Below are 12028 nucleotides of genomic sequence, written 5' to 3' on the forward strand. Positions count from 1 at the left end.
GGCCGAAAACTCCCATTTGGCATTGTGTCGGACCTTAGCCCTGCTGCTCCTGTTCCCTTTCATCCGCCAGGTCGATGGCCTTTTGCCCCTTGGTCTTCAACTCACTGACGATCACCGCCACCACAATCAATGCCGCCCCCAACATGGCAATCGGCGGAAAGCGCTCCCCGGCGATGCGCCCGATCACGCCGGCCCACACCGGCTCACCGGCATAGATCAAGGTGGCGCGGGTTGGCGAAACACTCTGTTGCGCCCAGTTCATTGCCACCTGGATGATCGCACTGGTCAAGCCCAGGCCGACGGCACTGAACAGCAGCAGCCACGAGAACTCGGGCAGCGCTTCACCCATCGGCACCACCATCAGAAACGACAACAGCGACGCCGTGGCCAGTTGCACGACGGTGACGCGACGCACATCCACCTGTCCGGCATAGGCGCCGATGAGGATAATTTCCGCCGCCACCGCGATTGCACAGATCAGCGTGGCGATCTCACCGGGGCTGAAGTTGAGCGAGGCGCCGCTGGGGCCTGTCAGCAGCATCAGCCCGGTAAACGCCAGCATGATGCCGATGCTCGGCATCAGCCCTGGGCGCCGGCCGAGCACCAGCCACTGCAACAATGGCACGCAGGGCACATACAGCGCCGTGATAAAGGCCGACTGGCTGCTGGGGATGGTCTGCAAACCGATGGTCTGCATGCCATAGCCGAACATGATCGAGGTGCCGATGAAGGCGCCGGCCTTCAATTCAAACAGGGTCAGCTCGCTCAGCGTACGCAATGAGAAGAAGCCGACCACGAGCGCCGCCGCCGCAAATCGCAACCCCACGAAAAACATCGGGCCGCTGACGGTCATGGCATGCTGCACCAGCAAAAACGTGCCGCCCCAGATCATGGTGATCAGCACCAGGATGCATTCGGCTTTGCTGAAACGGTTGAAACGCGGGGAAACGTTCGAGGAGGTCATGGCGGCTCGGTCTTGCAAGGGAAAGGCACGGACCGCACAATGCGCCGCACGCTGGGCAGTATACTGCGCACACCTACCAATTGAGCAATATAGTGCACAAAGAAAATCCGCAACGGGCTTCGGTCCTGCAACACGTCAGCCAAAACGTTCGTCGCCTGCGCCACGCCGCCGACCTCAGCCAGACCGCGCTCGCGGAAAAGTCCGGGGTCAGCCGGCGCATGCTGGTGGCCATCGAGGCGGGGGAGAAGAATGTCAGCCTGTCGACCCTGGACCGTGTCGCCGAAGCGCTGGAGGTGGCGTTCAGCGACCTGATCCAGGCGCCGGATGCGGGCGACCACAGCCGCATCAACGAGTTGGCCTGGGCCGGCGATATCCCCGGCAGCAAGGCCGTGCTGCTGGCCAGGGCCAACGCCCGGCGCGAAGTCGAGTTGTGGGAGATGCGCCTGGAGCCCGGTGATCGCTACAGCCCCGAACCGGACCCGGAAGGCTGGAGCGTGCAATTGTTTGTGTATGAAGGGGCCTTGACCCTGATTCTGGATGACGAAGAAAAGCACGTTGCCGCAGGCGAGTTCTACATGTTCGCCAGCCGCCAGTCCCACCACTATCGCAATGAGGGTGATGTGGCCGTGTGCTTCGTTCGGACCGTGGTGATCTAACTGTTCGCCAGGCAACAGCGCCTGGGCACTTTGCTGGTTTGAAACACGCCCCCATAGCGCTGATTTTCCAGCAAGCTTCTGATTTTATTGACGATTAAATTCAGGCACGACTCCTGCAATCGCACAGGTCATCCCATCGGAGCCTGGAGTCGGCCCATGTCAGCCCACCCTCAATACCCTGCCCATATCATTCGCTCGGACGCCGAAGCCATCGAGGTGGCGACGCGCCTGGCCGCACGTTTTGCCGTTGACGCCAGCGCGCGCGACCGTGAGCGTCGCTTGCCGGTGGCCGAACTCGACGAGTTCTCTGCCAGCGGCCTGTGGGGCATCACCGTGCCTAAAGCCTACGGTGGCGCCGAAGTGTCCTATGTGACCGTGGCCGAAGTGATCAAGTTGATCTCCGCCGCCGACCCGTCACTGGGGCAGATCCCGCAGAACCACCTGGGCGTGGTGGATATCCTGGTGCAAACGGCGACAGAGGAGCAAAAGCGGCATTACTTCGGCAAGGTCCTGGCGGGCTACCGCTTCGGCAATGCTTTCTCCGAAGCCAAGAGCAAAAATGCCGGCACTTTCGATACCCAGATCCGTTTCCACGGCGACCGCGCGCAAATCAATGGCGAGAAGTTCTATTGCACCGGCGCACTGTTTGCGCACCTGGTGCCCACCGTCGGCAATGACGAAAACGGCCAGGCGTTTATTGCGCTTGTCGAACGTGATGCACCGGGCCTGAGCGTCATCGACAATTGGGACGGCTTTGGCCAGCGCACCACCGCCAGCGGCGGCGTGACCCTCGATGGCGTGAGTGTGCCCTTGAGCGCGGTGATCCCCGCACACCGGGCGTTCGACCAACCCACCGCCAGCGGCCCTATCTCGCAGATCATCCAGGCCGCCGTCGACACCGGCATTGCCCTGGGCGCCCTTGAACAAGCCAAAATCTACGCGCGTCAGGCGCGCCCATGGATCGATAGCCAGCAGGACCACGGCTGGCAAGACCCGTTCACCATCGCCGCCATCGGCGACCTGCAGTGGCGTGTGCATGGTACCGAAGCGATCCTCGCCAAGGCCGGTATCGCGGTCGACCTGGCCCTGGCCGAACCGAATGAAGACACCGTAGCCAATGCCTCGCTGGTGGTTGCCCAGGCCAAGGTCCTGTCCGCCGAAACCGCATTGCTCGCCAGCAGCAAACTCTTCGAACTGGCCGGCACCCGCTCGGTCGCCGCCAAGCACAACCTCGACCGCTTCTGGCGCAATGCTCGCACCCATACCCTGCATGACCCGGCCCGCTGGAAATACCACCTGATCGGCAATTTTGTGCTTAACGGCGTGAAGCCTGCCCGCCACGCCTGGAACTGAGGAGCCTACCCATGACTGCACCGAACCCCGTTCTGAATCAAGCGCGCCAATTGCTCGACAGCACCCGCCGCCATGTCGAGAAAAGCGATGACCCCTACGTGATCAGCCGCTTCGGTGATTTGCAGATCCGCGTCGATGTCGCCGCGGCCTTGCTTGAACGCGCCGAAACCCATCCCAGCCCGGTCGCGTTGACCGAAGCGCAAATCGCCGCCGCCGAAGCCCTGATTGCCGCCAGCAACGCCGAATTCGAACTGACCGGCCAACGCACGGCCTTGCCGTCGACCCTGGATGACCCGCTGCGCTGGAAGTATCAGGTAGTCGGCAATTTCCACCTCAACGGAGTGCATTGATGGCCCGGCAAATTCGCTTGAATGCCTTCGACATGAACTGCGTGGGTCACCAATCCCCCGGCCTGTGGGCGCACCCGCGGGACCGCTCGTGGCAGTACAAGGACCTGGAGTACTGGACCGACCTGGCGAAAATCCTCGAGCGTGGCAAGTTCGACGGCCTGTTTATCGCCGATGTGCTGGGTATTTACGATGTTTACAACGGCAACGGCGACGCGGCGATCCGCCAGGCGGCGCAGGTGCCGGTCAACGACCCGTTGTCGCTGATCGCGCCGATGGCGCTGGTCACCGAACACCTGGGTTTTGGCCTGACCGCTTCGCTGTCGTTCGAGCACCCGTATCCGTTTGCTCGCCGGCTTTCGACCCTCGATCATCTGACCAAGGGCCGTATCGGCTGGAACATCGTCACCTCGTATCTGGAAAGCGGTGCCAAGAACCTCGGCCAGAAAGCCCAGACCGAACACGATGCACGCTACGACTACGCCGAAGAATACCTGCAGGTTTGCTACAAACTCTGGGAAGGCAGTTGGGAGGAGGGCGCCGTACTGCGTGACCGCGAGCGGCGGATTTTCAGCGACCCGAGCAAAATCCACGAGATCCGCCATGTCGGCAAGCACTTCCAGGTGCCCGGTATTCACCTGTGCGAACCCTCGCCACAGCGCACGCCTGTGCTCTACCAGGCCGGTGCATCCAGCCGTGGCAAGCAGTTCGCCGCCGAGCAGGCCGAATGCGTGTTCGTGGCCGCGCCGTCCAAGGTGCTGCTGAAAAAGACTGTCGCCGACATCCGCCGCCGCGCTGCCGAAGCCGGGCGTGACCCCAGGAAAATCCTGATTTTCAATCTGCAGACGGTGATCGTCGGTGAGACCGATGCGAAGGCCAAAGCCAAGTTCGATGAATACAAAACCTATGTCAGCTACGAAGGCGCGATGGCGCTGATCTCCGGTTGGACCGGTATCGATTTCAGCCAATTCAAACCGGATGAGCCGCTCAAGCATGTGCACACCAACGCCATTCAATCGGCGGTGGAAGCGTTCTCCACGGCCGATCCGAACAAGGTCTGGACGCCCCATGAACTGGCGGACTGGGTCGGCATCGGCGGTTTTGGCCCGCTGTTCGTCGGCGGCCCGCAAACCGTCGCCGACCTGCTGCAGGAATGGGTCGAAGAGACCGACGTGGACGGTTTCAACCTGGCCTATGCGCTGACCCACGAAACCTTTATCGACGCCGTCGACCTGCTCGTGCCTGAGTTGCAGAAGCGCGGCGTGTACAAGACCGAATATGCCCAAGGCACCTTGCGTGAGAAGTTGTTTGGCGAAGGCGCGCGGTTGGCGCCGAACCATCCCGGCGCCGGCTACCGCGATTTATCGGGCTTATACAAAACCAGGGTGGGAGGGGGCTTGCTCCCGATAGCGGTGGGTCAGCAACAGATAGTTACCTGACACTACCCAACTTGACCTTCAGCCAGCGGACCACCGCACGCTTAACCACTAATAGGAGTAGTCCCTATGAGCGTGCACGAACTCAAACGCCCGCTGGCCCTGGAATGGCCTGCCGAATGGCTCGGTCATCTGCCCCACGCCCTTGAACAACTGCAGCACTGGGCGCAGGTCACTCCGCTGCAAACCGCCCTGCGTCACAAGCGCCAGGGCCAGTGGTATGCCTGGCGCTGGATCGATGCCTTGCGCGATGTCGAGCGCCTGGCCGACGGCTTGCGTCAACAGGGTTTCGATGAGCAGTCGCGACTGGCTCTCAGCGGCGCTTTTGAGCCCAACCTGTTGCTGCTGGCGTTGGCGGCCCAGTCTGTCGGCGCGTCGGTGCTGTCCATCGCCGATGACCTGGCTCCCGAGGTGGTGCAGCAACAACTGTGGCGCATACGTCCTACCCATGGCTATGTGCAAAGTCGTCGGCAGGCGCGACATTGGTCATCCACCCAACGCTTGGACTTCGCCCAATTACTCGGCCCGGTCGACCCGGCGCAACACGTGCAGCGCTGGTGGCAGCCGACGAGTGAAACCGTGCTGTGGAGCGAGGAGGGCACCGACTGGCCAGGGGGGCTCGCCGTGGTGCTGGAACAATGGCTAAGCAGCGGCCATGGCCTAGCCTTCCCGGAAAGCCCGGCTTCGGCCCGCCGTGATCGTCGCGAAGTGGCGCCCACCGGCTTGCTGCTGTCGCCTGCACGTTTGCAACACCTGGCCGACGAGATCGAAAGCCGTCTGGCTCCCCTCGGCACCTGGCGTCGACGCCTGTGCGAGTGGGCGATCGCGCATCCGCACAGCGGCCTGCGCCGTCTGTTGAAAAACCGCGTGCGCAGGCTGCTCGGTTTTCAGCGCCTGGCCTATATCTGGCAACCCGTCAAAACCAGCGTCGAGCCGACATGGCTGGCTGAATTCAAGCGGGAGATTGCATGAGCCAGGCCATATTGCAGGTACGCGATGTCTCGCTGTCGTTCAAAGGCGTCAAGGCCATCAACGCCTTGTCCTTTGCTGTGCAACGCGGCGAGATCTGTGCGCTGATCGGGCCCAACGGTGCCGGTAAAAGCTCGCTGCTCAATGTGCTCAACGGCGTATATCGCTTCGATGCCGGTGAAATCGTCTTTGAGCAACACGCCTTTCACCGTATCGATCCCCTGGATGCAGCCCGCCGGGGCATTGGCCGCACCTTCCAGAACAACGCGCTGTTCAAGAAGATGAGCGTGCTCGACAACCTGCTCACCGGCCTGTCGCGGCACATGCGCAGTACCTTTATCGAACAAGCCCTGGGCCTGCCCCGCGCACGACGCGAGGCCGAGGCGTTCCGGCTGCGCGCCCAGGGCATCCTCGACTTCCTGGACCTGCAAGCCCATCGCGAGGTGCTGGTGGGCAACCTCTCCTACGGCCTGCAAAAGCGCGTGGAGCTAGGCCGGGCGTTGATCGCCGGGCCTAGCCTGCTGCTGCTCGACGAACCCATGGCCGGCATGAACGCCGAGGAAAAACGCGAGATGGCGCGCTTCGTTGCCGATGTGAACCGCGACCTCGGCACCACCGTGGTGTTGATCGAACATGACATCGGTGTGGTCATGGGCCTGTCTGACCATGTGGTGGTGCTCGACTACGGCCGCAAGGTCGGCGACGGCACACCGGCCCAGGTGCAGGCGGACCCTGACGTGATCGCGGCCTACCTGGGAGTTGCACACTGATGACGTTCTTCTTCGAAACTCTGCTCGGCGGCCTGCTCGCCGGCACGATGTACTCGCTGGTCGCCATTGGCTTTGTGCTGATCTACAAGGCCAGCGGCGTGTTCAACTTCGCCCAGGGCGCGATGCTGCTGTTTGCCGCGCTGACCTTCGTCAGCCTGCACGACCAGGGCGTGCCGTTTGCCCTGGCACTCCTGTTGACGGTGCTGGTGATGGTCATCGGCGCCTGGCTGATCGAGCGCCTGGTGCTGCGACCGCTGGTGAACCGTTCGCAGATCACGCTGTTCATGGCCACCTTGGGCCTGTCGTTCATTATCGAGGGCCTGGCCCAGGGTTTGATGGGCTCGCAGGTGCGCGCCCTCGACCTGGGGATCGACGACGTGCCGCTGTTCGTCGGGCCGCTGATGCTCAGCCAGTTCGACCTGGTCGCGGCGGCCGCTGCCGTCGTGCTGGTGACGGTGCTGGCGCTGCTGTTCAACAAAACCCGCATGGGCGTGTCGTTGCGTGCGGTGGCGGATGACACCACGGCGGCGCTGTCCATCGGCATCAACCTCAACCGGATCTGGCAGATTGTCTGGGCGGTGGCGGGCATTGTCGGGCTGGTCGCCGGGTTGCTCTGGGGTGCCCGGCAGGGCGTGCAGTTTTCCTTGTCGCTGGTGGTGCTCAAGGCGCTGCCGGTACTGATCATCGGCGGCTTCACCTCGATCGGTGGGGCAATTGTCGGCGGGTTGATTGTCGGCGCGGCGGAGAACCTGGCCGAGGTGTACATCGGCCCCTGGATCGGTGGCGGTATCACGCCGTGGTTTGCCTACGTACTGGCCTTGGCCTTCCTGTATATCCGCCCCGCCGGTCTGTTCGGCGAGCGCGCCATCGAGCGAGTCTGAACCCATGTCGATACCCGTTGTTCAAGAAACCGCGCCGCTATTGCTGACTGAGCGGCGCCTCCCGTGGGGCTGGATCGGCCTGTGGGTACTGGCCTTTGTGGTGGTGCCGCTGTGGGGCAATGACTATTGGCTCAATGCGATCCTGATTCCCTTTCTGGTGCTGTCGCTGGCCGGGCTGGGCCTGAACCTGTTGACCGGCTACACCGGGCAAACCTCGGTCGGCGCAGCCGGGTTCATGGCCGTCGGCGCATTTGCCACCTACGGTTTTCTGCTGCGCCTGCCCGAGTTGGGCTTGCCGGTGGCACTGTTCGGCGGTGGGATTATCAGCGCGTTGGTCGGCCTGCTGTTCGGTCTGCCCAGCTCGCGAATCAAGGGCTTCTACCTGATGGTCACCACCTTGGCCGCGCAGTTTTTCCTGGAGTGGCTGTTCGTCAAATTCCCCTGGTTCTACAACTACGGCTCCTCCGGGACCATTTCCGCGCCCAGGCTGGCGCTGTTCGGCCACGACCTCAATACGCCGCTGGGCCGCTACCTGCTGACGCTGGTGACGGTGCTGCTGTTGACCTGGGCCGCCGTCAACCTGGTGCGTAGCCAAATTGGCCGCAACTGGATGGCGATCCGCGACATGGACACCGCCGCTGCCGTGGTCGGCATTGCGGTGGCGCGCTACAAGCGCCTGGCGTTCGCCGTCAGCTCGTTCTACCTGGGCATCGCCGGGGCATTGTGGGCCTTTGCCTACCTGGGCACGGCCAGTGCCGGCAGCTTCGATATCAACCGTTCGTTCCAGATCCTGTTCATCATCATTATCGGTGGCATGGGCAGCATCGCCGGCAATTTCGTCGGGGCGGCCTTTATCAGCCTGCTGCCGATTTTCCTCAGCCATGCCGGGCAGGCGCTGTTCGGTGGGGCGGTGGATGCGGGGCAGTTGCAGAACCTGCAGAAAATCATCTTTGGCGTGTTGATCATCGTGTTCCTGATCAAGGAACCCGAGGGCTTGATTCGCCTGCTGGGCAACCTGCGCGACCGGCTGCGTCAGTGGCCTTTACGTTTCTGAACCGATAAGAGAATCCCCATGCGTGCAACCTTCAAACGTTCCCTGGCCGGCGCTGCCTTTGCGCTTGCCACATTGACTGGCGCCATCCCCCAGGCCATGGCTGCGGCGGACCAGCAATTCATTCCCCTGGCGACCTATCGCGTCGGTGCCTATGCCTCCAGCGGCGTGCAGGTATGGGCCGGGATGATCGATTACCTGCGCTATATCAACGAGGTCGAAGGCGGTATCAACGGGGTGAAACTGGTGTGGCAGGAGTGCGAGACCGAATGGACGGCGGAGAAGGGCATCGAGTGCTACGAGCGCTTCAAGCATGGCCTGGACGGTGCGCCGGTCGCGGTGTACCAGCCCAACGGCGCACCCGCGGCGTATGCCCTGAGCGAGCGCGCCGAGGTGGACAAGATCCCGCTGATCACCCTCGGCTACGGCCGCACCGAAGCCACTGACGGCACGGTATTCCCCTACAACTTCCCGGTGATGCTGACCTTCTACAGCGAGGCGTCGACCCTGGTGAACTACATCGCCCAGCGCGAAGGCGGTTTCGACAAACTCAAGGGCAAGAAAATTGCCACGGTCTATCACGACTCGGCCTATGGGCGTGAAACCCTCGGCCCGTTGAAGCTGCTCGCCGACAAGTATGGCTTTGAAAACATCCAGATCCCGGTCGCCGACCCGGGCAACGAACAATCGGCGCAATGGCGCCAGGTGCGCCAGGCCAACCCGGACTGGGTATTCCTGCGCACCTGGGGCGTGTCCACGCCGGTGGCGGTCAAGACGGCGGCGCGGTTCGGCTTTCCTGTCGACCATATCATCGGCGATATCTGGGCCAGTTCCAGCGAAGATGTGCTGCCCGCAGGCGCTGCCGCCAAGGGTTACCTGGCGCTCACGCCGTATCCGGCCGGGGCGGATTTCGACATCCACAAACGTCTCAAGCAGTTCATCCTCGACAAGGGCCACAGCGACCTCAAGGACCTGAACAACTTCGGCAGCGTCTACTACAACTCCGGCCTGGTGAACGCCGCCGTGGCAGTGGAAGCGATCCGCACCGCCCAGGCCAGGTTCGGCAAGCGCCCGCTCACTGGCGAAGAAGGCCGTTGGGGGCTGGAGCACCTGAACATCGACGATGCCCGCTTGAAAGACATGGGCTACCTGGGCCTGATGCAGAACCTCAAGCTGTCGTGCCGCGACCACGAAGGCGGCGGCTCGGCGCGGGTGCAGCAATGGGACGGCGCGCATTGGACGCTGATCAGCGACTGGATCGCCGCCGACCGTGCGTTGCTGCGCCCGCTGATCGATGAAAAATCCGCCGCGTTCGCCAAGGAAAAAGGCCTGACACCACGCACCTGCACCGGGGATGAATAAACCATGAGCCAGCCTGCTGCTGCACCCGCGAGCCCGTCACTGTTAAGCGTCAAGGACATCGAGGTGATCTACGACGGCGCGATCCTGGCGGTGGCCGGGGTGTCGCTGCAGGTGCCCCGAGGCGCCATCGTGGCCTTGCTCGGCGCCAATGGCGCGGGCAAGAGCACCACGCTCAAGGCCATCTCGGGCCTGGTGCGGGCCGAGCGCGCCGAGGTCAGCCGTGGGGCCATCGAGTATGCCGGGCTTGACCTGGCCGGCATCGACCCCAGCCGGCGTGTGCGCCAGGGCATGGTGCATGTGCTGGAAGGTCGCCATGTGTTCGGCCAACTGACGGTGGAAGACAACCTGCGCAGCGGCGGTTTCGTGCGGCGCTTGAGCCGGCGGGACCTGGAGCACGACCTGGAGCGCATCTACACCTGGTTCCCACGGCTCAAGACCAAGCGCTACACCCGCGCCGGCCTCACTTCGGGCGGCGAGCAGCAGATGGTCGCCATCGGCCGGGCGTTGATGACCCGTCCTACTTTGGTACTGCTTGACGAGCCGTCGATGGGTTTGGCGCCTATGATCGTACAAGAGATCTTCGAGATCATCGCGCAGCTCAATCGCGAGCAGCAGGTGAGTTTTTTGATCGCCGAGCAGAACATCAATGTCGCTCTCAACTATGCGTCCCAGGGTTACGTACTGGAGACTGGGCGGGTAGCCTTGAGTGGCAGCGCCACCGAGTTGATGGCGCGGGGTGACCTGCAGGCTATCTATCTGGGCAAACAATAAGGGCCTATGGGCATGAGTGAATCCTTGCGCGACGCCGATGTACTGATCGTCGGCGGCGGCTTGAGCGGTACGATGCTGGCGGTGCAACTGTTGCGCCTGCCTGGGCAGCGACAGATACGGGTGATCGAGCCGCGCGCCGAACTGGGCCGGGGTGAGGCCTACAGCGCGGTCGAGCTGGGCCATACCCTGAACGGCAACGCCGCACGCATGAGCGTCGACCCGGACAATCCCGATGACCTGACCGAGTGGCTCACCGACTATATCGGCGCCGGTGGCTGGCCGGAGTCGGCCGAGCAAGCGGTGCCGATCAGCGAGCTGTTCCCGCCTCGGGGTATTTTCGGCGTGTATGCGCAGCAGCGGCTGGCCGAAGCCCAGGCGCGGTCCGCGTCCACGGTGGAGCATGTGCGTGCCGAAGTGGTCGACCTGCAAGTCGAGGACGCAGCCACGGTGGTCACCCTGGATAACGGCCGGCAGCTGCGCGGTGCGTTCGCGGTCCTCGCCACCGGTATGTTCCCGGCGGCGCGCACGCCACAGACCGAGTCCAGCGGCTTGAACGCGGCGGCGGTGGACCCTTGGGACGTGCGGGCCATGAGCCACATCGACCCACAAGCGACGGTGCTGATCATCGGTTCCGGGCTGACCATGGTGGATGCTGTGGTGTCTCTGGAACAGGCCGGCCACCGTGGGCCGATCGAGATTTTCTCGCGCCATGGGCTGTTGCCCCATGTGCGTCGGCAGCCGCCGAGTTGGGGCGACTTCCTGGCGGCCGACCCGGGCCTGCGCAGCCCTAGGCAATTGCTGCGCGAGGTGCGTCGCCAATGCCGCATCGCGCTGCATGAAGGCATCGATTGGCAGGCACCGCTGGACACTGTGCGGGCGCATATCGGTCGGTTGTGGAGCCAGGCCAGCGAGCGCGAGAAACGGCAGTTCGTGCGGCATGTGCGGCCTTGGTGGGAAAGCCATCACCACCGCTCGCCGCCATTGAGCGCGCAGTTGGTGGCGCGCTTGCAAGGCGAGGGGCGGTTGCGCATTCAGGCTGCGTCGTTCAAGGGCTTGGTGACTGTGGATGAGCGCGTGACCATTGCGGTACGCCGCCGGGGCGAGCAGGGGATCACCCAGGTCTCGGGCGCTGCGTTGATCAACTCCAGCGGCATCGAATACGACTGGCGCCGCGTGGCCCGGCCGCTGCCCCAGCAGTTGCTCAAGCGCGGATTGATTCGCCCCGGGCCGCTGGCCTTGGGGATTGCGGCGGATGCGTCGGGCGCGGTGCTGGATGCCCAGGGCCACGTCAGCCGGCGCTTGTTCGCCATGGGGCCACCGTTACGCGGCATGTGGTGGGAAAGCACGGCGGTGACGGATGTGGCGATTCAGGCTAAAGCCTTGGCTTATAAATTGGCAAAGCTCTAAAAGTGTGGGAGGGGGCTTGCTCCCGATAGCGGTGGTTCAGATTAAACTCTGTGACTGACAC

Annotated in this window: 12 protein-coding genes; 11 read left to right on the forward strand and 1 reads right to left on the reverse strand. The window is 63.3% G+C overall.

What is annotated here, in order from left to right:
• Nucleotides 1-34: 34 nt before the first annotated feature.
• Nucleotides 35-964, reverse strand: a complete 930-nt coding sequence (locus ACQRBV_RS18520) for a DMT family transporter (RefSeq protein WP_060756699.1) — start codon at nt 962-964, stop codon at nt 35-37.
• A 92-nt stretch (nt 965-1056) separates the two neighbouring features.
• Between ACQRBV_RS18520 and ACQRBV_RS18525 the strand changes: the two genes are divergently transcribed.
• The 11 genes from ACQRBV_RS18525 (at nt 1057) to ACQRBV_RS18575 (ending at nt 11967) form a co-directional block, all read left to right on the forward strand.
• The gene (locus ACQRBV_RS18525; protein ID WP_060756698.1) at nt 1057-1620 is read left to right on the forward strand and encodes a helix-turn-helix domain-containing protein; all 564 of its coding nucleotides are present in this window, start codon (nt 1057-1059) and stop codon (nt 1618-1620) included.
• 156 nt (nt 1621-1776) lie between these two features.
• Nucleotides 1777-2973, forward strand: coding sequence for an SfnB family sulfur acquisition oxidoreductase (locus ACQRBV_RS18530; RefSeq protein ID WP_411985662.1), 1197 nt, complete (start codon nt 1777-1779; stop codon nt 2971-2973).
• Between the two features lie 11 nt (nt 2974-2984).
• Nucleotides 2985-3323 carry an acyl-CoA dehydrogenase gene (locus ACQRBV_RS18535; RefSeq protein WP_104994162.1) on the forward strand — a complete coding sequence of 113 codons (339 nt, stop codon included), beginning with the start codon at nt 2985-2987 and terminating at the stop codon, nt 3321-3323.
• The gene (locus tag ACQRBV_RS18540; protein WP_411985663.1) at nt 3323-4759 is read left to right on the forward strand and encodes an LLM class flavin-dependent oxidoreductase; all 1437 of its coding nucleotides are present in this window, start codon (nt 3323-3325) and stop codon (nt 4757-4759) included. Before ACQRBV_RS18535 ends, ACQRBV_RS18540 begins: the two co-directional genes overlap by 1 nt.
• A 66-nt stretch (nt 4760-4825) precedes the next feature.
• Nucleotides 4826-5728 (forward strand): acyl-CoA synthetase, encoded by a 903-nt coding sequence (locus tag ACQRBV_RS18545; protein ID WP_411985664.1) that lies wholly within the window; start codon nt 4826-4828, stop codon nt 5726-5728.
• Entirely contained in the window at nt 5725-6495 is a 771-nt protein-coding gene (locus tag ACQRBV_RS18550; RefSeq protein WP_090370201.1) for an ABC transporter ATP-binding protein, read from the forward strand. Before ACQRBV_RS18545 ends, ACQRBV_RS18550 begins: the two co-directional genes overlap by 4 nt.
• Nucleotides 6495-7376: a branched-chain amino acid ABC transporter permease gene (locus ACQRBV_RS18555; RefSeq protein WP_090370204.1), complete on the forward strand. Its 882-nt coding sequence runs from the start codon at nt 6495-6497 to the stop codon at nt 7374-7376. Before ACQRBV_RS18550 ends, ACQRBV_RS18555 begins: the two co-directional genes overlap by 1 nt.
• 4 nt (nt 7377-7380) lie before the next feature.
• Complete coding sequence (locus ACQRBV_RS18560) at nt 7381-8430, forward strand: branched-chain amino acid ABC transporter permease (protein ID WP_060756691.1); 1050 nt, start codon at nt 7381-7383, stop codon at nt 8428-8430.
• Between the two features lie 18 nt (nt 8431-8448).
• Entirely contained in the window at nt 8449-9789 is a 1341-nt protein-coding gene (locus ACQRBV_RS18565; RefSeq protein ID WP_411985665.1) for an ABC transporter substrate-binding protein, read from the forward strand.
• A gap of 3 nt (nt 9790-9792) precedes the next feature.
• A complete protein-coding gene (locus tag ACQRBV_RS18570) occupies nt 9793-10560 on the forward strand; it encodes an ABC transporter ATP-binding protein (RefSeq protein ID WP_411985666.1) in 768 nt (255 codons plus the stop codon).
• Nucleotides 10561-10572: 12 nt separating this feature from the next.
• Entirely contained in the window at nt 10573-11967 is a 1395-nt protein-coding gene (locus ACQRBV_RS18575) for an FAD/NAD(P)-binding protein (RefSeq protein ID WP_411985667.1), read from the forward strand.
• Nucleotides 11968-12028 lie beyond the last annotated feature (61 nt).

Source organism: Pseudomonas sp. R11F (assembly GCF_050312575.1).
Lineage (GTDB): Bacteria > Pseudomonadota > Gammaproteobacteria > Pseudomonadales > Pseudomonadaceae > Aquipseudomonas > Aquipseudomonas palleroniana.

Excerpts from the sequence above, each read along its gene's own strand:
- ACQRBV_RS18560 (WP_060756691.1), top strand. The coding sequence starts at position 7,381 with ATGTCGATACCCGTTGTTCAAGAAACCGCGCCGCTATTGCTGACTGAG.
- ACQRBV_RS18565 (WP_411985665.1), top strand. The coding sequence starts at position 8,449 with ATGCGTGCAACCTTCAAACGTTCCCTGGCCGGCGCTGCCTTTGCGCTT.
- ACQRBV_RS18520 (WP_060756699.1), bottom strand. The coding sequence starts at position 964 with ATGACCTCCTCGAACGTTTCCCCGCGTTTCAACCGTTTCAGCAAAGCC.
- ACQRBV_RS18570 (WP_411985666.1), top strand. The coding sequence starts at position 9,793 with ATGAGCCAGCCTGCTGCTGCACCCGCGAGCCCGTCACTGTTAAGCGTC.
- ACQRBV_RS18535 (WP_104994162.1), top strand. The coding sequence starts at position 2,985 with ATGACTGCACCGAACCCCGTTCTGAATCAAGCGCGCCAATTGCTCGAC.
- ACQRBV_RS18530 (WP_411985662.1), top strand. The coding sequence starts at position 1,777 with ATGTCAGCCCACCCTCAATACCCTGCCCATATCATTCGCTCGGACGCC.
- ACQRBV_RS18550 (WP_090370201.1), top strand. The coding sequence starts at position 5,725 with ATGAGCCAGGCCATATTGCAGGTACGCGATGTCTCGCTGTCGTTCAAA.
- ACQRBV_RS18575 (WP_411985667.1), top strand. The coding sequence starts at position 10,573 with ATGAGTGAATCCTTGCGCGACGCCGATGTACTGATCGTCGGCGGCGGC.
- ACQRBV_RS18555 (WP_090370204.1), top strand. The coding sequence starts at position 6,495 with ATGACGTTCTTCTTCGAAACTCTGCTCGGCGGCCTGCTCGCCGGCACG.
- ACQRBV_RS18545 (WP_411985664.1), top strand. The coding sequence starts at position 4,826 with ATGAGCGTGCACGAACTCAAACGCCCGCTGGCCCTGGAATGGCCTGCC.
- ACQRBV_RS18540 (WP_411985663.1), top strand. The coding sequence starts at position 3,323 with ATGGCCCGGCAAATTCGCTTGAATGCCTTCGACATGAACTGCGTGGGT.